The sequence below is a fragment of the Pantoea sp. Sc1 genome (assembly GCF_000255315.1).
In the GTDB taxonomy this organism is placed as follows: domain Bacteria; phylum Pseudomonadota; class Gammaproteobacteria; order Enterobacterales; family Enterobacteriaceae; genus Pantoea; species Pantoea anthophila.
On record NZ_AJFP01000001.1, the window covers coordinates 1,389,455 to 1,411,630 of the forward strand.

The 22,176-nt window shown below is 56.8% G+C and carries 14 protein-coding genes; 6 read left to right on the forward strand and 8 right to left on the reverse strand.

Annotated features, from left to right (window positions below; genetic code table 11):
* Window positions 1-5: 5 nt before the first annotated feature.
* On the forward strand, window positions 6-1,463 hold the full coding sequence (gene nuoN / locus S7A_RS06570) for an NADH-quinone oxidoreductase subunit NuoN (protein ID WP_009089045.1): 1,458 nt from the start codon (window positions 6-8) through the stop codon (window positions 1,461-1,463).
* A gap of 127 nt (window positions 1,464-1,590) precedes the next feature.
* Window positions 1,591-2,049 carry a GNAT family N-acetyltransferase gene (locus S7A_RS06575; RefSeq protein ID WP_009089047.1) on the forward strand — a complete coding sequence of 153 codons (459 nt, stop codon included), beginning with the start codon at window positions 1,591-1,593 and terminating at the stop codon, window positions 2,047-2,049.
* 32 nt (window positions 2,050-2,081) lie between these two features.
* Here S7A_RS06575 and S7A_RS06580 read toward each other — a convergent pair whose 3' ends face one another.
* The gene (locus S7A_RS06580) at window positions 2,082-3,740 is read right to left on the reverse strand and encodes a glucan biosynthesis protein D (protein WP_033736167.1); all 1,659 of its coding nucleotides are present in this window, start codon (window positions 3,738-3,740) and stop codon (window positions 2,082-2,084) included.
* Window positions 3,741-4,074: 334 nt separating this feature from the next.
* On the opposite strand from S7A_RS06580, the gene elaB reads away from it, so the two are divergent.
* The gene (gene elaB, locus S7A_RS06585) at window positions 4,075-4,386 is read left to right on the forward strand and encodes a stress response protein ElaB (RefSeq protein ID WP_009089050.1); all 312 of its coding nucleotides are present in this window, start codon (window positions 4,075-4,077) and stop codon (window positions 4,384-4,386) included.
* A 197-nt stretch (window positions 4,387-4,583) separates the two neighbouring features.
* Complete coding sequence (locus S7A_RS06590) at window positions 4,584-5,780, forward strand: nicotinamide mononucleotide deamidase-related protein YfaY (RefSeq protein ID WP_009089052.1); 1,197 nt, start codon at window positions 4,584-4,586, stop codon at window positions 5,778-5,780.
* 272 nt (window positions 5,781-6,052) lie between these two features.
* Here the strand turns inward: S7A_RS06590 and yfaE are convergent, their stop codons facing one another.
* The 4 genes from yfaE to ubiG all read right to left on the reverse strand — a co-directional run bounded on the left by yfaE (window position 6,053) and on the right by ubiG (window position 11,035).
* A complete protein-coding gene (gene yfaE, locus S7A_RS06595) occupies window positions 6,053-6,313 on the reverse strand; it encodes a class I ribonucleotide reductase maintenance protein YfaE (RefSeq protein ID WP_009089055.1) in 261 nt (86 codons plus the stop codon).
* 2 nt (window positions 6,314-6,315) lie between these two features.
* Window positions 6,316-7,446 carry a class Ia ribonucleoside-diphosphate reductase subunit beta gene (nrdB, locus tag S7A_RS06600; protein WP_009089058.1) on the reverse strand — a complete coding sequence of 377 codons (1,131 nt, stop codon included), beginning with the start codon at window positions 7,444-7,446 and terminating at the stop codon, window positions 6,316-6,318.
* Between the two features lie 75 nt (window positions 7,447-7,521).
* Window positions 7,522-9,807 carry a class 1a ribonucleoside-diphosphate reductase subunit alpha gene (nrdA, locus tag S7A_RS06605; protein ID WP_009089060.1) on the reverse strand — a complete coding sequence of 762 codons (2,286 nt, stop codon included), beginning with the start codon at window positions 9,805-9,807 and terminating at the stop codon, window positions 7,522-7,524.
* Window positions 9,808-10,309: 502 nt separating this feature from the next.
* On the reverse strand, window positions 10,310-11,035 hold the full coding sequence (gene ubiG / locus S7A_RS06610; RefSeq protein WP_009089062.1) for a bifunctional 2-polyprenyl-6-hydroxyphenol methylase/3-demethylubiquinol 3-O-methyltransferase UbiG: 726 nt from the start codon (window positions 11,033-11,035) through the stop codon (window positions 10,310-10,312).
* 177 nt (window positions 11,036-11,212) lie between these two features.
* On the opposite strand from ubiG, the gene gyrA reads away from it, so the two are divergent.
* Together gyrA and rcsC are read left to right on the forward strand one after the other, a co-directional pair.
* The gene (gyrA, locus tag S7A_RS06615) at window positions 11,213-13,879 is read left to right on the forward strand and encodes a DNA topoisomerase (ATP-hydrolyzing) subunit A (protein ID WP_009089063.1); all 2,667 of its coding nucleotides are present in this window, start codon (window positions 11,213-11,215) and stop codon (window positions 13,877-13,879) included.
* Between the two features lie 868 nt (window positions 13,880-14,747).
* Window positions 14,748-17,600: a two-component system sensor histidine kinase RcsC gene (gene rcsC / locus S7A_RS06625; RefSeq protein ID WP_009089067.1), complete on the forward strand. Its 2,853-nt coding sequence runs from the start codon at window positions 14,748-14,750 to the stop codon at window positions 17,598-17,600.
* A gap of 43 nt (window positions 17,601-17,643) precedes the next feature.
* On the opposite strand, the gene rcsB is transcribed toward rcsC, so the two are convergent.
* From rcsB to S7A_RS06640, 3 genes are read right to left on the reverse strand one after another with little or no spacing between them, the layout of a single operon-like run.
* Window positions 17,644-18,294, reverse strand: coding sequence for a response regulator transcription factor RcsB (gene rcsB / locus S7A_RS06630; protein ID WP_009089068.1), 651 nt, complete (start codon window positions 18,292-18,294; stop codon window positions 17,644-17,646).
* Between the two features lies 1 nt (window position 18,295).
* Complete coding sequence (gene rcsD / locus S7A_RS06635; protein ID WP_009089070.1) at window positions 18,296-20,953, reverse strand: phosphotransferase RcsD; 2,658 nt, start codon at window positions 20,951-20,953, stop codon at window positions 18,296-18,298.
* Between the two features lie 19 nt (window positions 20,954-20,972).
* Entirely contained in the window at window positions 20,973-22,127 is a 1,155-nt protein-coding gene (locus S7A_RS06640; protein WP_009089072.1) for an MFS transporter, read from the reverse strand.
* Window positions 22,128-22,176: the final 49 nt, after the last annotated feature.

The following is a 22,176-nucleotide window of genomic DNA, read 5'->3' on the forward strand; positions in this document are numbered from 1 at the left end:
TCGCCATGACAATAACTCCTCACCAATTGATTGCGTTGCTGCCGCTGTTAATCGTCGGATTGACGGTGGTGGTTGTGATGCTGTCCATTGCCTGGCGACGCAACCACTTCGTTAACGCCACGCTAACGGTCGTTGGCCTGAACCTGGCGCTACTGTCGCTCTATTTTGTCGGTCAGGTCGGCGCGATGGATGTCACGCCGCTGCTGCGTGTCGATGGCTATTCGATGTTCTACACCGCGCTGGTGATGCTGGCGAGTCTGGCGACCTGCACCTTTGCCTATCCGTGGCTGGCCGGTTTCCCGGACAACAAAGATGAGTTCTACCTGCTGGTGCTGATTGCGGCCCTGGGTGGCATCGTGCTGGCCAGTGCCAACCATCTGGCGGCGCTGTTCATTGGGATTGAGCTGCTGTCGCTGCCGCTGTTTGGTCTGATCGGCTATGCGTTCCGCCAGAAACGTTCGCTGGAAGCAGCGCTGAAATACACCATTCTTTCCGCGGCGGCCTCCTCGTTCCTGCTGTTTGGTATCGCGCTGATCTACGCCGACTCCGGTAACCTGAGCTTCGTTGCGCTGGGTCAGAGTCTGACCGGCAGCATGATTCAAGAGCCCCTGCTGCTGGTTGGGCTGGGCATGATGATCATCGGTCTGGGCTTCAAACTTTCGCTGGTTCCGTTCCACCTCTGGACGCCTGATGTCTATCAGGGTGCGCCGGCGCCGGTGTCGACCTTCCTGGCGACCGCCAGCAAGATCGCCATCTTCGGTGTCATCATGCGTCTCTTCATGTATGCGCCGGTGACCGACAGCGAGGCCGTTCGCACGGTACTGGGCCTGATCGCCTTCGTATCGATCCTGTTCGGTAACCTGATGGCGATTTCGCAGAGCAACATTAAGCGTCTGCTGGGTTACTCTTCCATCGCCCACCTGGGTTATCTGCTGGTGGCGCTGATTGCGGTGAAAGATCATGAGCTGTCGATGGAAACGTCCGGGGTTTATCTGGCCGGTTACCTGTTCAGCAGTCTGGGCGCGTTTGGTGTGGTCAGTCTGATGTCCAGCCCGTACCGTGGCCCGGATGCGGACTCGCTCTACTCCTACCGTGGCCTGTTCTGGCATCGTCCGATTCTCTCTGCGGTCATGACGGTGATGATGCTGTCGCTGGCGGGTATCCCGATGACGCTGGGCTTTATCGGTAAATTCTACGTCATCGCTTCCGGCGTCAGTGCACACCTGTGGTGGCTGACCGGCGCCGTGGTGGCGGGCAGTGCGATTGGTCTTTACTACTATCTGCGCGTCACGGTCAGTCTTTACCTCAGCCCGCCGGAGCTGCACACCCGTGATACGCCAGCTAACTGGGCATTTACCGCCGGTGGTGTGGTCGTGCTGATCTCCGCCATTCTGGTGCTGCTGTTAGGGGTTTACCCGCAGCCCCTGATCAGACTGGTGATGATGGCTCAGCCGCTGATGTAAGCGGATTGACACTCTGATGAATCAGGCCTTCGGGCCTGATTTTTTTGTCTGCCATTGACCTGTCATCTGTAAACCGCGACGTTATGACCTCGTCGCTATAACCCATCCGGCCTTCTCAGGAGAAATCATGGATATTTGCTGGCTCGATAAACACCATCGTGAACTCACGCCCGCCGAACTCTATACGCTGCTGGCGCTGCGCAGTCAGGTCTTTGTGGTGGAGCAGCAGTGCGCCTATCTGGATGTGGATGGCAGAGATTTACAGGCAGAAAACCGCCATCTGCTGGGGATGGCCGGTGACCAGCTGGTGGCCTATGCGCGCCTGCTGTCTCCGGAGGAGGCCTCTGGCCCGGTAAAAATCGGCAGGGTGATTGTGTCAGATCGGGTGCGCGGTGTGCAGCTGGGACGTCGTCTGATGGAGCAGGCGGTCAGCCGTTGTCAGCAGCACTGGCCGGGCCGCGACCTGTTTCTCTCTGCGCAGGCGCATCTGGAGAACTTCTACGGGCAGCATGGTTTTGTGGCGAAAGGGGAGGTCTATCTGGAAGATGGGATCCCCCACGTCGATATGCTGAAGGTCGCGCCATAAAAAAGGCGAGGCCGGAGCCTCGCCTGTTGACATCAGCCGACCGTCATCTGGCGGTCATCGACATATTTCCGCTGATCCGGCGCAGGCGGGAAGTATTGATAGAGCCAGGTTTCGCTCAGCGTCTCCTCTTTGGTGCGCAGGAAGAGGCGCATCTCGACCGGCGCGGTCGAGTCGCTGTTCGGATACCAGTCAAACAGAATGCGATAACCCTTCAGCGGATCGACATACAGAATCTCGACCTGTTTCACGCTACCGGATGACACGGTAATGACCGGCTCGATGCCTTTCGGCGCGGCAGCCTGCAAATCACCCCCGATGAAATCAATGGCGAAGCGACGGCACCAGGTTTCCGGGAAGTGTTCGCCAGGCGCCCAGCCTTCCGGGAAACCGCCGATACCGGTGCGGGTGGCGTCAACGCGCGCCAGACCGCTGCGCACCGGCGGCAGACCACTCCAGTAGAGCTTGTAGGAGAAGTTCAGCTCGCTGCCCGCTTTGACCGGTTCTGCGGGTTGCCAGAAGCAGACCACGTTATCCAGCGTTTCGCCAGTCGTCGGGATCTCCATCAGGTTAATCGCACCTTTGCCCCATTTGCCGACCGGCTCAACCCACAGGCTCGGACGCTTGTCATACCAGCCAATCACATCCTGATAATCTTTAAAGTCGTGATTAAGCTGGAGCAGGCCAAAGCCACGCGGATTCTCATCTTCGTAGGCGTTGAACTGGAGTCGCTGCGGATTGTTCAGCGGACGGGCAATCCATTCCCCTTTACCGGTCCACATCGCCAGGCGATCGGAGTCATGGATTTGCGGATGGTAGGTGTTGCACATGCGGCGTTCATTCGTGCCGCAGCTGAACATGCTGGTCATGGGCGAGATGCCAATCTGGCGGATCTCTTTGCGGGCAAACAGGTGGTTTTCCACCTCCATCACCACGCGTTTCTCTTCGCAATGGATGATGAACTTGTAGGCACCGGTGACGCTCGCGCCATCCAGCAGGGCGTAGCAGGTAAAGGTGGTATCTTCCGCCTTTGGCGTTTCAAACCAGAAGGCCGTGAAATCGGGGAACTCTTCCTGACCGTTGCTGAAAGTGTTAATCGCGACGCCACGTGCCGAGAGGCCGTACTGATAGGTATCGTCAACCGCACGGAAGTAGCTTGCGCCGAGGAAGGAGACGATATCCCGGCGAGCCAGTTCCGGTTTCTTAAAGGCGCGGAAACCGGCAAAGCCCAGGTCGGTTTTACCCTCCAGCTGCTTTGTATCGACCTTCGCATCGTTATAGTTAAACAGTTCAGGACGGAAGTGGATTTCGCGCGCCTCGCGGCTGGCACTGTCAACCGAGAACATGCGGATGCGGCGCTTGAAGCCCATGCCGACGTGGAAGAACTGCACGTCCAGCTGACGGTCGGGCAGGTTGTTCCAGAGCGAGTGGTTCGCGTCATACTGAATTTCGTTGTACGCCTGCGGCGTCAGCGTTGCCAGTGTCTCCGGCAGTGCGCCTGGCGCGCCGCCCCAGGGTTGCTTCGCCAGCGCGGCCGCTTTTTTCTTCAATACGTCGAAATCGAAGCGTACTGCGGTTCCGTCAGCAATGCCATCTTCTGCCCAGGCGGATTGCGCAAACAGCGTTGACAGGCCGGTCATGCCGCTGACGGCGGAGAAGGCCATTGACGCTTTCATAAACATTCTTCGATTCATGCCAGAGATCATTCCTTAGCTGTTCGAGGGTGTCGTGACTGTCGTGCAAAATGCACTTTCATGGCCCGATAATCACAGGCAACAGAGGGGTACGACAGCAGGGTAACTGGAAAATTCAGTTCCGTTAAAATTTATCAGATTAATCAAAGAAGCGAAGCGAAATTGCGTCTCTGCCGCTGCGTCTTACGCATCTTTGCACGGGGAAGGGCGCGCTGCCTGACGCTGCCCCGGTTAACAAATGAAAAATCAGGTGATTCCTGGCGCAGGAAATCGGCAGAGCGTCAGATTGTGGCTATAGTTAATGAACTGCTTTGCAATTCACACGGAGGAAACGATGGTAAACCAGACAAATCAATTCGAAACGGGCCTCGATGACGATATTGCGTTACTGACGGAAACGCTGGAAGAAGTGCTGAAGGCATCCGGTGATCCGGCTGACCAGAAGTACATCGAGCTTAAAAGCAAAGCCGAGCAGGCGCTGCACGATGTGAAATCCCGTGTCAGCCAGGCGTCCGATAGCTACTACTATCGTGCAAAACAGGCCGCTTACCGTGCCGACGATTACGTGCACGAAAAACCCTGGCAGGGTGTTGGCATCGGCGCTACCGCCGGTCTGATCCTGGGGCTGCTGCTGGCGCGTCGTTAATCGCGACGCCCTGACAGTCATCAAACGGCGGGTCTCACCCGCCGTTTTTGTTTTTCCTGAACGTACTGCCCGCCTCCGAAAACCCTCGTTTTTCTCTTTCCGGCCTGAAGCGCCCTGTGCTCTCAGTGGGGAATGCGCATTGTGTTTCTCTGATGGAGTTCCTAAAGTAAAGCAAACGTTAAAAAGGAGAATGCGACGTGATCAGAGTAGAGATGCTGTCAACCGGGGATGAGGTGCTGCATGGCCAAATCGTCGATACCAACGCGGCCTGGCTGGCGGATGTGCTATTTCAGCACGGCCTGCCGATGACCAGCCGCACCACGGTCGGGGATTCTCTCGATTCGCTGATCGCGACGCTGCAGGCGCGCAGTCACGAGGCGGATGTGCTGATTGTGAATGGCGGGCTGGGGCCGACCAGTGACGATCTCAGTGCGCTGGCGGCGGCTCAGGCCTGTGGCGTGGAACTGGAGATGCAGCAGGGGTGGCTGGAGCAGATGGAAGCCTGGTTTGCCAGCCGGGGACGGGTGATGGCGGCGAGTAATCGCAAGCAGGCCGAGATCCCGGCCAATGCAGAACTGATTGATAATCCGGTCGGCACCGCCTGTGGCTTTGCCCTGCAGCTCAATCGCTGCTGGATGTTTTTCACGCCCGGCGTTCCCTCTGAGTTTAAAGTTATGGTGGAGCAGCAGATCATTCCGCGCCTGAAGGCGAAGTTTACGCCGCCCGAGCCGCCGGTCTGTCTGCGACTGACGACCTTTGGTCGCGGCGAAAGCGATATCGCCGCCGAACTGGAGTCGCTGCCGCTGCCCGAGGGTGTGGTGATGGGTTATCGCTCCTCCATGCCGATTATCGAGATCAAACTCACCGGCCCGGCAAGTCAGCGTGTGGCGATGGAGCAGGCGTGGCAGCAGGTTCGGCTGCTGCTGGCGGAATGCACCATTTTTGAAGGCACCGAAGGGTTACCGTCCCTGCTGGCCCGTGAACTGACGCAGCGCGGTGCAGCGCTGGCGATCAGTGAGCAGTACACCGCCGGACTGCTTTACTGGCAACTGGCTGCCGCCAGTGTGCCGTTGCGCGGGGCAGACATTCTGCCTTCCCGCCCTGAGACGCTTGAGCAGCAGGTTACCCGCACCGGCCAGCTCGCCGCGCAGCAGCAGGCGGCGCTGGCGCTCTCTGTCGGCAGTCTGGATCAGGAAGAGATAGCGATTGCCCTGCATACTCCGGAAGGCAGTGTCGGACAGCGGGTGAAATTCAGCACCGGCCGTCATAACCTGGAGACGCGGCAGAAGGTGGTGGCAATGATGGCGATGAACATGCTGCGCCGCTGGTTGCACGGCAGCGAAGTCAGCACCGGTCACGGCTGGATTGATGTGGTTGAAACTATCAGACAGTGAGAACAGGGAAAATAAAACGGGCGCCTGAGGCGCCCGTTTTATTCTGGCTGCTGGCCAGATTAGCCCAGATGGCTGCCAGATCGAGCCTGCGCAGGGAACCCGGTCAGATCGGAAAGACGCAAACAGCGTCATCCCTGACAGCTCGGCCCGCGCCGTCCATGGCGCGGGACGCTTTCCTTTTCTGACCGGGTTCCCTGCGCTTTTACATTGCCATTGCGGTGAGTTTCACCCGCATTCAGGCAGCGTCGCAGTCAGAGAGATAGCTACCTCAGTTACAACTCAAGCTCAATCTCGCCTTTGGCTTTGCAGCAGCAGGGCAGGATCTCATCCTGTTGCACAAAGGCCAGCGGTTTCTGCGGGTAGTGCACTTCACCCTTCAGCAGCCGCATCCGGCAGGAGCCGCAGTAACCTTCGCGGCACTGGAACTCAACGCAGAGATTGTTGGCTTCCAGCAGCGTCAGCAGATTCGTGTGCTCGTCCGTGCATTCCAGCCGGGTGCCGGAGCTGCGCAGAATAACAACGTCGCGGCTCATGATTACAGCTGGAAGTCGTCGAAGTCGTTAGCGCCCACTTCAGAGTCAATCTGACCCACCAGATAGGAGCTCACTTCCACTTCCTGCGGCGCAACCTGAACGTTGTCAGACACCAGCCAGGAGTTGATCCACGGAATCGGGTTTGACCGCGTCTGGAACGGCAAATCAAGGCCTACCGCCTGCATACGGATATTGGTGATGTACTCAATGTACTGGCAGAGAATATCTTTGTTCAGGCCGATCATTGAGCCGCCGCTGAACAGATAGTCTGCCCACTCTTTCTCCTGCTCGGCGGCCTTCTTAAACAGCTCGAAGCACTCATCACGGCACTCTGCCGCAATCTCTTTCATCTCCGGATCGTCTTCACCGCTGCGCAGCAGGTTCAGCATATGCTGGGTGCCGGTCAGGTGCAGCGCTTCATCGCGGGCGATCAGCTTGATGATTTTGGCGTTGCCTTCCATCAGTTCACGCTCTGCGAAGGCGAATGAACAGGCGAAGCTGACATAGAAACGGATGGCTTCCAGCGCATTGACGCTCATCAGGCAGATATAAAGCTGCTTCTTCAGGGCGCGCAGGCTGACGACAACCGTTTTGCCGTTGACCTGATGCGTGCCTTCACCCAGCTGATGCCAGTAGTTGGTCATTTCAATCAGGTCGTCGTAATAGCGTGAGATATCCTGAGCGCGCGCCAGAATCTGCTCGTTGGTGACGATATCGTCAAACACCAGCGCCGGATCGTTCACGATATTACGGATAATGTGGGTGTAAGAACGGGAGTGAATCGTCTCGGAGAAGGCCCAGGTTTCGATCCAGGTTTCCAGCTCAGGGATCGAGATCAGTGGCAGCAGCGCGACGTTCGGGCTGCGGCCCTGAATCGAATCCAGCAGCGTCTGATACTTCAGGTTGCTGATGAAGATATGCTTTTCATGTTCCGGCAGCGCCTGATAGTCGATACGGTCGCGGGACACGTCGACCTCTTCCGGACGCCAGAAGAAAGAGAGCTGCTTTTCGATCAGCTTTTCAAAGATGTCATATTTCTGCTGGTCGAAGCGCGCCACGTTGACCGACTGACCGAAAAACATCGGCTCTTTCAGCTGATCATTTTTGTTCTGTGAGAAGGTGGAGTAAGCCATAAAAGTTGTCCAAAAAAAGAGGAAGCGAAGTGGCCTCGTGAAATGAATGAGGCGGGAGAATCTCCCGCCTGGCCATTAGATTTTACAGGCGCCGCTCTCGCAGCCATCATCCTGGATAGAAGGTGCCAGGTCATCCTGAGCATCTTCCGCACCGTCACGGGTGTTCTGATAGTAGAGCGTTTTCACGCCGAACTTGTACGCCGTCAGCAGATCTTTCAGCAGTTGTTTCATCGGCACTTTACCGTTGGCAAAGCGGGATGGATCATAGTTGGTGTTAGACGAAATCGCCTGGTCGATGAATTTCTGCATCAGACCCACCAGCTGCAGATAGCCATCGTTGTTCGGCATTTCCCACAGCAGCTCATACTGATCTTTCAGGCGCTCATACTCCGGCACCACCTGACGCAGGATGCCATCTTTCGACGCTTTGATGCTGATGTGACCGCGTGGCGGCTCAATGCCGTTGGTGGCATTAGAGATCTGCGACGATGTCTCAGACGGCATCAGCGCTGACAGCGTCGAGTTGCGCAGGCCGTGAGTTTTGATCTCTTCACGCAGGCTTTCCCAGTCGAGATGCAGCGGTTCGTTGCTGATCGCGTCCAGATCTTTTTTGTAGGTGTCGATAGGCAGGATGCCCTGCGCATAGGTGGTTTCGTTGAACCACGGGCAGGCACCTTGCTCTTTCGCCAGCGCGTTTGAGGCTTTCAGCAGGTAATACTGAATGGCTTCAAAGGTCTTGTGCGTCAGGCCATTAGCGCTGCCGTCGGAGTAGCGCACACCGTGCTTCGCCAGGTAGTAAGCGTAGTTGATCACGCCGATACCCAGGGTACGACGACCCATCGCGCCACGCTTCGCTGCCGGGATGGGGTAATCCTGATAGTCGAGCAGGGCGTCAAGCGCACGCACCGCCAGGGTTGCCAGCTCTTCCAGATCGTCGAGGCTGTCAATCGCACCCAGGTTGAACGCAGAGAGCGTACACAGGGCGATCTCACCGTTCTCGTCGTTCACATCTTCCAGCGGCTTAGTCGGCAGCGCGATCTCCAGGCAGAGGTTAGACTGGCGAACCGGCGCGATGCTGGCATCAAACGGGCTGTGCGTGTTGCAGTGGTCGACGTTCTGAATGTAGATACGGCCGGTTGAGGCGCGTTCCTGCATCATCAGAGAGAAGAGATCGACCGCTTTGACACGCTGTTTGCGGATGCTCTGATCCTGCTCATATTTGGTGTAAAGGCGCTCAAACTCATCCTGATCGGCGAAGAAGGCGTCATACAGACCCGGGACATCAGACGGGCTGAACAGGGTAATCTCTTCCCCTTTCAGCAGGCGCTGGTACATCAGTTTGTTGAGCTGCACGCCATAGTCCATGTGGCGCACGCGGTTGCCTTCAACACCACGGTTGTTTTTCAGCACCAACAGACTTTCGATTTCCAGATGCCACATCGGGTAGAACAGCGTAGCGGCACCGCCGCGAACGCCGCCCTGAGAACAGGACTTCACCGCAGTCTGGAAATGTTTGTAGAACGGGATACAGCCGGTGTGGAACGCTTCACCGCCGCGGATCGGGCTGCCCAGCGCACGGATGCGACCGGCGTTGATGCCGATACCGGCACGCTGAGAGACATATTTCACGATCGCGCTGGAGGTGGCGTTGATTGAGTCCAGGCTGTCGCCGCACTCGATCAGGACACAGGAGCTGAACTGACGCGTCGGGGTACGCACGCCCGACATGATGGGTGTCGGCAGGGAGATCTTAAAGGTCGAAACCGCATCATAGAAACGTCTGATGTAATCCATGCGGGTGTCGCGCGGATAGCCAGAGAAGAGGCAGGCGGCGACCAGGATGTAGAGGAACTGCGCGCTCTCGTAGATTTCACCGGAGACGCGGTTCTGCACCAGATATTTGCCTTCGAGCTGCTTTACGGCAGCATAGGAGAAGTTCATGTCGCGCCAGTGGTCGAGGAACTCGTCCATCTGCGCAAACTCTTCCGGGCTGTAATCTTCCAGCAGGTGGCGGTCATATTTGCCGAGGTCCACCATTTTGACGACCTGGTCATAGAGCTTTGGTGGCTCAAACTGACCATACGCCTTTTTGCGCAGGTGGAAGATTGCCAGGCGGGCAGCCAGGTACTGATAGTCAGGGGCATCGCGAGAGATGAGGTCTGCTGCGGCCTTGATGATGGTCTCATGAATGTCAGAGGTTCTGATGCCATCATAGAACTGAATATGGGAACGCAGCTCCACCTGTGACACTGAGACGTTGTTCAGCCCTTCAGCTGCCCAGTCCAGCACACGGTGAATTTTGTCGAGATCAATGCGCTCCTGGCGGCCATCGCGTTTAGTAACGAGCAGACTCTGGTTCATGTCGCGTTTTTACCTTTGCGTGAGTATCCAAAAATTAAAAGAAATCCCGGTTTATACACAGCATATTCATTGTGAATAATATGTGGATAAACACAACATCTAGGGGGTGATGGGAAAACCTGCAACTACATGGAGGCATATTTTAGTATTTTGCGGCGGGTTAACAAGAGCAAAAAATGATGACGGGAGGGGTTGTAATTCTGGCGAAAATTCTTAGCCCACGCCTTATAAGGCCTGACACCCTGTCAACCCGATCACACTTTTTTTTGTTAATTTGATCGGACGCGTATTTCTTATTCAATCCTCAGATGTGCGCAGAAAAAGGGATGAAAATTGCGCAAAAGCCGCTAGCGCTCTGCGGCTCTGGCAGAAAAGGCGGACGGGCAGGTGAAATCTGTCAGGGCCAGCCTGAGCTAAGTGACTGGCAGATATCAGAATGGTGTGGTGGTCTGAGCGGCTGCGCGGGGAGAAGGCCCGCCGGAGAAAGAGGCGGGCCAGAGACTTAGCGGGCGCGGTGGGTGTGCACCATATAATTGACGTCGGTGCCGGGTGCCAGTTTGAAGCGGTTGGTCACCGGGTTGTAGTGCAGGCCAATGATGTGACGTTCACGCAGGGTGGTTTCATCGACCCAGCCGAGCAGCTCAGAGGGACGGATAAACTTTTTCACGTCATGGGTGCCGCGTGGCACCATGCGCAGCACATATTCTGCGCCGAACACCGCCAGCAGCCAGGCTTTGGGATTGCGATTCAGCGTGGAGAAGAAGACCTCGCCGCCCGGCTTAACCAGCTGCGCACAGGCGTGTACCACCGAGCGCGGGTCCGGAACGTGCTCCAGCATCTCCATACAGGTCACCACATCATATTTTCCGGCGTTCTCTTCCGCATGCGCTTCGACGGTCTGCTGCACGTAGTCCAGCGTGACGCCGCTCTCAAGGGCATGCAGACGTGCGACCGCCAGAGGTTCCGCTCCCATGTCCAGTCCGGTCACTACCGCACCTTCGCGCGCCATGCTCTCGGCTAAAATGCCGCCGCCGCAGCCGACGTCGAGCACGGTTTTACCGAACAAACCGTTGCTGTGCTCCGCGATATAGCCCAGGCGCAGCGGGTTAATGCGGTGCAACGGTTTAAATTCACCCTCCAGATCCCACCAGCGCGAGGCAACGGCCTCAAACTTGGCAATTTCCTGTGCATCGACGTTCTGCTGATGATTCTGCGGTTGTGCATTCATTGAATCGTAACTCCTGACAAAATGTCCCCACAGTATAAACGCTTAACCGCCGATGGCACACCTTTCAGGCACAAGGAAAAGCGGGTGAAATCGGTGGTTAACGTTCACCAGAGCATTGCAGTGTGATATACTTTCGCACCTTTAAAATCCGGGATTAAGTAGAGGGATAGCGGCTCCATGAGCGACCTTGCGAGAGAAATTACACCGGTCAATATCGAAGAAGAATTAAAGACTTCTTACCTCGATTACGCCATGTCGGTCATCGTTGGCCGAGCTTTACCCGATGTGCGTGACGGCCTGAAGCCGGTGCATCGTCGCGTACTCTTTGCGATGAGCGAACTGGGTAACGACTGGAACAAACCCTATAAAAAATCTGCCCGCGTCGTCGGTGACGTTATCGGTAAATATCACCCGCATGGTGATTCCGCCGTTTACGACACCATTGTACGTATGGCCCAGCCTTTCTCCCTGCGTTACATGCTGGTGGACGGACAAGGCAACTTCGGCTCCATCGATGGCGACTCTGCCGCGGCGATGCGTTATACCGAAGTTCGCATGTCAAAAATCGCCCACGATCTGTTAGCTGACCTGGAAAAAGAGACCGTCGATTTTGTGCCGAACTATGACGGCACAGAGCAGATCCCTGAAGTTCTGCCGACCAAAATCCCTAACCTGCTGGTTAACGGTTCCTCCGGTATCGCCGTGGGGATGGCAACCAATATTCCGCCGCATAACCTGCGCGAAGTGATTAACGGCTGCCTGGCCTACATTGAAGATGAGAACATCAGCATTGAAGGGCTGATGGAGCACATTCCGGGACCTGACTTCCCGACCGCCGCCATCATCAACGGCCGCCGTGGCATTGAAGAAGCGTACCGCACCGGACGCGGTAAGATTTATATTCGTGCGCGTGGCGAAGTGGAAGCGGATGCCAAAACGGGCCGCGAGACCATCGTCATTCACGAGCTGCCTTATCAGGTCAACAAAGCCCGCCTGATCGAGAAGATTGCAGAGCTGGTGAAAGAGAAGCGTGTCGAGGGCATCAGCGCGCTGCGCGATGAGTCTGACAAAGACGGCATGCGCATCGTGATCGAGATTAAGCGTGATGCGGTCGGCGAAGTGGTGCTGAATAATCTCTATTCACTGACTCAGCTGCAGACTTCGTTTGGTATCAACATGGTTGCCCTGCATCAGGGTCAGCCGAAGATTATGGCGCTGAAGGAGATTCTGGAAGCCTTTGTTCGCCATCGTCGTGAAGTGGTGACGCGCCGTACCATTTTTGAACTGCGTAAAGCCCGTGACCGTGCGCATATCCTTGAAGGTCTGGCGATTGCGCTGGCGAATATCGATCCGATCATCGAGCTGATCCGCCGTGCGCCAACGCCGGCAGAAGCAAAAGCGGGTCTGATTTCGCAGGCGTGGGATCTCGGTAACGTGTCAGCGATGCTGGAGCGTGCCGGTGATGACGCCGCCCGTCCGGAGTGGCTGGAGCCGCAGTTTGGCATCCGCGACGGTCAGTACTACCTGACCGAGCAGCAGGCTCAGGCGATTCTGGATCTGCGTCTGCAGAAACTGACCGGCCTTGAGCATGAGAAGCTGCTGGATGAGTATAAAGCGCTGCTGGATCAGATCGCCGGGTTGCTGCTTATTCTGTCGAGCGCTGAGCGTCTGATGGAAGTGATCCGCGAAGAGCTGGAGCTGATGCGCGATCAGTTTGGTGACGATCGTCGCACCGAGATTACCGCGAACAGCGCGGACATCAACATCGAAGACCTGATCAATCAGGAAGACGTGGTGGTGACGTTGTCGCATCAGGGCTATGTGAAGTATCAGCCGCTGAGTGACTACGAAGCGCAGCGTCGTGGTGGTAAAGGCAAGTCAGCGGCACGCATCAAGGAAGAGGACTTCATTGATCGTCTGCTGGTAGCTAATACCCACGATACGATTCTCTGCTTCTCCAGCCGTGGCCGTCTCTACTGGATGAAGGTTTATCAGCTGCCGGAAGCGAGCCGTGGTGCGCGTGGACGTCCAATCGTCAACCTGCTGCCGCTGGAAGCGAACGAGCGTATTACGGCGATTCTGCCGGTTCGCGAGTATACCGAAGGCTTCAATATCTTTATGGCGACCGCGCTGGGCACCGTGAAGAAGACCGCGCTGAAAGAGTTCAGCCGTCCGCGCAGCGCCGGCATTATTGCCGTGAATCTGCGTGACGACGATGAGCTGATCGGTGTGGCGCTGACCAACGGTAATGACGAAGCGATGCTGTTCTCCGCCGCCGGTAAAGTGGTGCGCTTCGCCGAGAGCGCTGTGCGTGCCATGGGCCGTACAGCGTCAGGTGTTCGCGGTATCAAGCTGGCTGAAGGCGATCGCGTAGTTTCTCTGATTGTGCCGCGTGAAGAGGGTGCGATTCTTACCGTGACGCAGAATGGTTACGGCAAGCGTACCGCCAACAGCGAATACCCGACCAAGTCGCGTGCGACGCAGGGTGTGATTTCAATCAAGGTGACCGATCGTAACGGTCCGGTGATTGGCGCTGTTCAGGTGGTGGATAGCGATCAGATTATGATGATCACCGATGCCGGTACGCTGGTGCGTACCCGCGTTTCAGAAGTCAGCATCGTGGGTCGTAATACCCAGGGTGTGATTCTGATCCGCACCGCAGAGGATGAGAATGTGGTCGGATTGCAGCGTGTCGCCGAGCCGGTTGAAGAGGAAGAGCTGGATTCAATCGACGGCAGCGTGGCGGAAGGCGAGGATGATATCGCGCCTGAAGCGGATTCTGATGATGAAGAGATTGCACCGGAAGCGGAAGACGAAGACGACGCGGCTGAAGACGACGAGTAAGTTGTCTGGCATAAGCTGAGGTTCGTTGCAGAAACGGCAGGTCAGGGGAAACCCGGCCTGCCGTTTTTTTTGCAGGGGCGTTTGGCCGCAGATGGGTGTGGCGGTGAGGCCGCTGCGATCGAAAGACCTTTCTCGGCGGGATGTGGTGTCGCTTCAGGCCGCTGCGATCGAAAGGCCCGCCATGCCCGATCGCAAAGGATTCCCGCATCCCTGCGGATCGGCCACGCCATCCCTGGCGTGGACGCTTTGCTCTTCGGGCATGGCAGGCCTTTCTCGCCGGATAGGGTGTCGCTTCAGGCGGGTGAGTGCGCGGGCGGGAGGATGCGGATTCTTGTGGGTGTGGCGGTGAGGCCGCTGCGATCGAAAGGCTTTTCTCGGCGGGGTATGGTGTCGCTTCAGGCCGTTGCGATCGAAAGGCCCGCCATGCCCGATCGCAAAGGATTCCCGCATCCCAGCGGATCGGCCACGCCATCCCTGGCGTGGACGCTTTGCTCTTCGGGCATGGCAGGCCTTTCTCGCCGGGATAAGGTGTCGCTTCAGGCGGGTGAGTGCGCGGACTGGAGGATGCGGATTCTTGTGGGTGTGGCGGTGAGGCCGCTGCGATCGAAAGGCCTTTCTCGCCGGGATAGGGTGTTGCTTCAGCTTTTTCTCGCCGGGATGTGGTGTCGCTTCAGCTCTTTCTGGCTGGAAAACGGTTTCGCTTCAGGCGGGGGATGGGGGACGTCAGGCGTGGCGGCAAAAGCTGTCCGAAAAGCGTCCCAAACTGCCTGCCGGGCCTTCCGCTGGCTGGCTTTTTTCGCCCGATGAAGCTAGTGTATGGGCAATAAAAATTGATGATGCGACTAACCTTGCCAACTGCGAGTTCCCTTTGAAATATCCTGTCTCTTTCCGCACTACGCTTCGCATCTCGCGCTATCTTTTCCGCGCGCTGGCGCTGCTAATCTGGACGCTGGGCGCTGTTCTTACCGCGTTTTACATCATCAGCGTGCTGCACAATAAAGAGACGCAGGTTCGTCAGGAGTTTGCCAGCAATTACGGCACGATACAGTGGTATGTGCGGCACTCCGCCGACATGATGCGGGAGCTGAAATATATCACGGAGAACCGGCTGACGAATGCCAGCAACGGCATGGATGCGCTGACCGGCATGATCCCGGGTAAAACGACCCAGCCGCAGTTTACGCCGCTATTTTCAGATGGCGACTGCACCGCCATGAGCAACACCTGGCGCAACTCGCTCGACTCCCTCAGTTATTACATCAACTACTGGAAAAGCAACTTCGCCTCCTCGTATGAGCTGAACCGGGTGTTCTTTATCGGAGGGGAAAGCCAGTGTCTGGCTGACTTTACGATTGGCAGCAGCACCGCCGATCGGGAGCGCAGCCTGAAATCGCTGCGTGAGAATGTGCTGCGCTACCGCAACAGCAACGAAGAAGAGCGCCGCAACCCGATGTACTGGATCAACAGCAGTGCTCAGCCGGGTGTCGGCACCTTCTACATGGTGGTGCCGGTCTACGTGGCCAATAAGTTGCAGGCGCTGCTGGGCGTCGAACAGAATATCCGCCTGGATGAGTTTATTCAGCCGGGCAGTCTGCCAATCATCGCCTCGATTACCGACGAAAATTATCGTCCACTGCTCAATTCGCGCCGGGGCGGGCTGGGCTTCTCGCTCGACAGTCTGCCCGATGACAAAACCTGGTTCGGTTATCTGAATGGTTACCGTCAGCTGGTGCTGAAAAAGCCGCTGCCGCCTTCCGATCTCAACGTGGTGTGGTCGATACCCACCGACGTGATGATGGATCAGCTGAAGCTGATGATCATCAATGCGCTGCTGCTCAATGTGTTCAGCGCCATTATTTTGTTTACGCTCGCCTGGCTGTTTGAGCGCCGTATGTTCCTGCCCGCCGAGGAGAATGCGCACCGGCTGGAGGAGCATGAGCAGTTCAACCGTAAGATTGTGGCCTCGGCGCCGGTGGGGATCTGTATTTTACGCACCAGCGACGGCACCAATATTCTGAGTAACGAGCTGGCGCACAATTACCTGACCCTGCTGACCCAGGAAGATCGCCTGCGGCTGAATGAGATTATCGGCGGCCAGCAGGTTAACTTTGTTGATGTGCTCACCGGCAGCAACACCAACCTGCAAATCAGCTTTGTCCATTCGCGCTATCGCAATGAAAACGTGGCGATTTGTGTACTGGTGGATGTGTCGGCCCGTGTCCGCATGGAGCAGTCGCTGCAGGAGATGGCCCATGCGGCAGAGCAGGCGAGCCAGTCGAAGTCGATGTTCCTTGCCACCGTCAGCCATGAGCTGCGCACGCCGCTCTATGGGATTATCGGTAACCTCGATCTGCTGCAGACCCGGCAATTGCCCAGCGGGATTGACTCGCTGGTGACGGCGATGAACAACTCCTCCAGCCTGCTGCTGAAAATCATCAGCGATATCCTCGACTTCTCTAAAATCGAGTCAGAGCAGCTGAAGATCGAGCCGCGTCCGTTTGCACCGCGTGAAATCGTGACCCACATCGTCGGCAACTATCTGTCGCTGGTGGTGAAGAAGCGGCTGACGCTCTACTGCTTTATCGAACATGACGTTCCGCAGGTGCTGGATGGCGATCCGCTGCGTCTGCAACAGGTGATCTCCAACCTGCTGAACAACGCCATTAAGTTCACCCACACCGGCTGTATTATCCTGCACGCCTACGTCTCGCAGGGCTATCTGGCCTTCCGGGTGCGCGATACCGGAGTCGGGATTCCGGCGAAAGAGCTGCCGCGCCTGTTCGATCCCTTCTTCCAGGTCGGGAATGGCGTGCAGCGTAATTTCCAGGGCACCGGGCTGGGACTGGCGATCTGTGAAAAGCTGATCAATATGATGGACGGCGACATTGAGGTCGACTCAGAGCCGGGCATGGGCAGTCAGTTCATTGTGCGTATTCCCGTCTACAAAGGGCAGAAGCCGTCGCTGATGCTGCTGGAGGATTTGCAGGAGAAGAAAATCTGGCTGGCGATGCGCAATGATTATCTGGCGGCGTTTATCACGCGTCAGATGCAGCAGCAGGGGATTCAGGTTGCGGATTATCACGGCAGACCGGGCCCCGACGATGTGGTGATGACCGATTACGAGCTGGAGATCGATCTACCGTTGCGGGCGCTGGTCACATTTGATGGATCGCATGTGGATATGCCGCGTGAACGTCAGCCTGGACGCTGGGTTCATTCGACCGCCACACTGCATGAGGTGCCGGCGCTGCTGGCGCGAATCTATCGCATCTCCCTCGGCCACGACGCGGCAGATGCGCTGCTGCTGGCTGGCCCGGTGGAAGAGAAGATTCACAACGATGACATCATGGTTCTGATCGTCGATGACCATCCGATTAACCGCATGCTGCTTTCAGAACAGCTCGGCACGCTGGGGTATCAGGTGAAAACCGCCCAGGATGGCGTCGATGCGCTTAACGTGCTGAGCCGCAATGAGATCGACATTGTACTGACCGACGTGAACATGCCGAACATGGATGGGTATCGCCTGACGCAGCGGTTGCGTCAGCTGGGGCATCTCTTCCCGGTCATTGGCGTCACGGCAAATGCGCTGGCCGAAGAGAAGCAGCGTTGTATGGACGCGGGCATGGATAACTGCCTGTCGAAACCGGTGACGTTAGATGTGCTGAAAAGCACGCTGGCAATCTATGCTGAGCGGGTGCGTAAAACGCGCATGAAGTAGGGCAGAGGGGAGGCGGTGCAGGCTGCACCGCCTCAGCGATCGATTAGTCTCTTTCGACCTGGGTCTGGCTGACAGAGGAGAGGTAGTTCAGCAGGGCAATATCGTTATCCACGCCCAGTTTCATCATCGCTGATTTCTTCTGGCTGCTGATGGTTTTGATACTGCGGTTCAGTTTCTTGGCAATTTCTGTCACCAGGAAACCTTCTGCGAACAGACGCAGCACTTCGCTCTCTTTCGGTGACAGGCGCTTGTCGCCGTAACCGCCCGCGCTGATTTTCTCCAGCAGTTTCGCCACGCTTTCCGGCGTATATTTCTTGCCTTTCTGCAGGGCTGCCAGCGCTTTCGGCAGGTCGGTTGGCGCGCCCTGTTTCAGCACGATGCCTTCGATGTCGAGATCAAGCACAGAGCTCAGGATCGCCGGGTTATTGTTCATCGTCAGAACAATAATGGAGAGATCCGGATAGTGGCGTTTGATGTATTTAATCAGCGTGATGCCGTCGCCATACTTCTCACCAGGCATTGAAAGGTCGGTGATCAGGACGTTAGCATCCAGCTTGGACAGATTGTTGATCAGTGCTGTTGAGTCTTCGAACTCACCTACAACGTTGACCCATTCAATTTGTTCCAGAGACTTTCGGATACCGAAAAGGACAATTGGATGGTCATCGGCAATAATTACATTTAAGTTATTCATCTTATTGGTTACCTTGCTGCAGCAGTTGATTGACGTAAGCGTCAATATCACTGGTGGTATTTGTAATGTTTGAATCGTCACACGCTTTAATGTGGTGTTCTAACTCTTCACAAAGCTGTTTGCCGGGAGACAGGTTGAGCATGGCAAACACGCCCTTCAGGCGATGCGCTGTCTGAGCAAGCGAGTCGTAGTCCTTTTCTGCTGACTCAGTATACAGTCTCTTCACATCAACCGGTACTGTCTCGGTAAACAGCTGGAAATAGCCGCCGCTCATCAATGGCGTGGCTGTGTCGTCTTCCCTGTCATTATCCATCACATCATGCGACAGTTGCTTCTCAATCAGGGCCAGCAATGCATCCAGCAGCGCATTACTGAGATTGAAATTGACCCGATACTGCTGGTCGTTCAGTGCATGATGACCGAGTTCATCTTCCGCCAGCAGCAGTGCCCAGCCGCTCAGCTTCGACGGATCGTCGGTTACCAGCACGTCGTGATCCTGTCCGGAAATACGCTCGTCCGGAGTGAGACAGCGCGCTCCCCAGTTTTCCAGATGGCGGCAGACGATTTTATGGACGTCCTCCACGGTGATCTCCACCAGGGCGGTGACCCCATCCAGAATTTTTTCCTCTTCTTCTTCCTGCTTCTGCTCCAGTGCCATCGGCAGCTGCATATTATAGCGGGTGCCGATATCCGCTTTCGCGACGATATCCAGACTGCCCCCCATCTGCTTGCAAAGCTGTTTACAGAGGAAGAAGGCCATGCCTGACGCCTGACCATATCGATCCTGGCTGGTGTCGCCCAGGAAGGGGAAGTCGACATTCGCCAGCTCATCCACGGTCAGGCCCGCGCCGGTATCAACCAGTTCGATGATGAGTCTATCGGCCTGTTTATTCGCAACCTTAACTTCCAGGGTAATTTTTCCCCAGCGGGTGGTGGTCAGCGCATAGTGCATCAGGGTGGTCAGCACCTTACGCAGGGCGCGACGGTCGCCAAAGCGCATCTCATCATTGGCCAGATGGTTATTGACCACCAGTGACAACCCTTTGCGACGCATCAGCGGCAGGCTTTCCAGTGCGATCTCATCCAGCAGTTCCTGCAGGTTGAAGATGGTGGCATCCGGTGACCAATCGTGCGCCTCCAGCCGGTTCAGCAGCACGATATCATCCACCAGCCGCGCCAGCCCCTGGCTCTCATCAAGCAGGTCGAGTACGGATTCATCGGCATCCCGCTGACTGAGCTGCACCAGCTGCGCCACGATCTTCTCCAGCGGCTGATTCAGCGCATGGCCAAGATTGTGCAGCAGCTGCTGACGCATCTGATGGTTGCGATCCAGAACCTGCTGCGCTTTCTGCAGCTTCTTGTTCACCAGCAGTTCGCGATCCTGGTCACGCATCATAAACAGCTGGGTATGGGGTGAGAGCACGCTACGGGCGTGGCGGATCTCATACACTTCGTTATTGATGGTAGCCTGCAGAACGCCCTGATGCTGGTCGGACATATTAATAATCTTCTGCAGATTGAGGTGCGGCAGAAGATGCTCTGCAATCTTGTTGCTCAGCAGGGTGCGGTTGCTGGCAAAGTCATAGACCAGCAGGCCCACCGGCAGGCTGCCCACAATCTCTTCATTCAGTACCCGAAGCGAGTCGAGTTCTGCGCTCTGGTTCTCACTGGGGCGCAGGGACTGCTGACGCAGCAGCATCACACCGCCCAGCGACAGCAGGAACAGCAGCAGGTTGATCAGCAGCGGCCAGAGCAGGTTGTGCAGCGTGTCGACGATCAGGCGGGTAATCGGCACCTGATAGACCAGCTGCAGCGGGGTGCTGGGCAGCGTGGCAGCAATCTCGACGTTCGGGTTAACCAGCGAGATGTGCGTATTTTCCACCTCCTGCTGTTCACTGCTGGCAGAGGGCAGTGAGCTGTCCTGGCGCAGCTGGAAATTCTCCAGCGGCATATTCTGCGGCACCAGATCGTTCACCGGCAGATCAAAGGCGACCACGGTGGCCAGGTGGCCCGGCTGATTAAAGGTGGTGCGCAGCGTGAAGTAGTGATCGTTCTGGAAGGCGAGGTGACGCAGGGGCGAGAAGCTCTCACGCTCGTCCAGCGCGTTTGCCTGCTGCAGCATTTCTGCGCGACGGCTGTCCACCATTGAACTGATCGCGCTCTCTTTGTAGCGCGTCGCCATATCCTTCAGCGGCAGCGTGGAGATCATGATCAGGCTATTGTCCTGACCATTCAAAAAGTACATCGACCAGGTCGGGTTTTCCGCGCCCCAGAGCGTATCCAGATAGTTGGACATCCGCATGGTCATATCCAGCGTGCTGCTGTCATGCGATCCGAAGATCAGCGCTTCGGTCTTGCGGCGGGTTTTTTCCAGATAGTAGACGTCAGGACGCAGGCGCGTCTCCTGCAGGCTGCTGCCCGGAGGCGTTCCTGCCGCACTGGTGGAGAGGTTTTCATAGATCTGCCAGGTGGCAAAGCGATAGGCGTCGATACGCTTCTGAACGTCGCGGGCCAGATCGTCCATGGCATAGCGTTTTCCGGTGAGCCAGGCATTCACGGAGTTCTGCACCATAAAGCCCAGCGCCAGCAGCAGCACCAGATTGAAAACCACAAAAAAGCGGGTGACATTGCCGGATGTCAGTGGAAACTTATACAACATAGCGTGTCAGGTACCTGAATTATCGCGCAACTCTTCGCGCACTGGCGGCTACCACTAACAGCAGCAGGGCGATCACTAAAAACGCGCCGCTGAGGCTGATCCATTGCGAAATGAATCCGATTAAAGCCGGACCTGAGAGAATACCCGCATATCCCAGCGTTGTCATGGCAGAAATCGCCAGGTTCGCGGGCATATCCCGTTGATTCCCGGCAGCATTGAACAACATCGGCACCGTATTGGATAAACCAAAGCCGACCAGCAGGAAAGCCAGCAGGGCGATCTCCGGCCACGGCAGCCACACCGCCAGCGTCATGCCCGCTGCGGCGGTCAGCGCCCCGGTTATCATGACCGGATAGCGACCAAAGCGCTGAATGATTTTATCGCCGCTGAACCGCCCCAGCGTCATTGCCACAGAGAAGGTGGCATAGCCGAGGCCGGCATAGGCCGTTGACATCGCCGGGTTCTGCAGCAGCAGCAGCGCGCCCCAGTCGAGCACCGCGCCCTCTGCCAGAAAGAGAATAAAGCAGAGCAGGCCGAGAAACGCGACCCAGCCACGGGGGATCACCAGCCAGGGCTGGTCGGGCTGATGGAGACGCTCATTCATTAAAACCGGGATGCGCCACAGTAAAAGCAGCAGCATCACGGCCATCACCACCAGCGTAGCGGCCAGCGGAGAGAACGACTGGCTCAGCAGCAGGCTGACCGTCCCCGCTCCCAGAATGCCGCCAAGGCTGAAGAAGCCATGAAAGCCGGACATCATCGGCTTACCCGCCGCCTGTTCAACCTGAACCGCCTGATAATTCATGGCGACATCCAGCATGCCCAGCCCGGCACCAAACAGCATCAGCGCGGCCGCCATCAGCAGATGCGAGTCCGCCGTGGCCAGCAGCGGCATCATGATCAGCACTAACAGAGTGGAGAAGCACATCACCCGACGGCAGCCAAACCGCGCAACCAGCGTGCCGGTGACCGGCATCGCCGCCAGTGAACCGATGCCGAGACAGAGCAGCAACGCACCCAGTGAGGCGCCGCTCAGCTGCAGACGATCACGGGCAAACGGCACCAGCGGTGCCCAGGCTGACATGCCTAACCCGTTGATCAGAAAGATGGTGCGGGTGCCCCAGTTCAGGCGGCTCTGCTGTTGATGTTGTTGTGCAGCGTCCAGTGCGGTCATAGGTCAGATTCATCAGTGATAAAGCGAAAAAGTGTAGCATCGGCCGGCA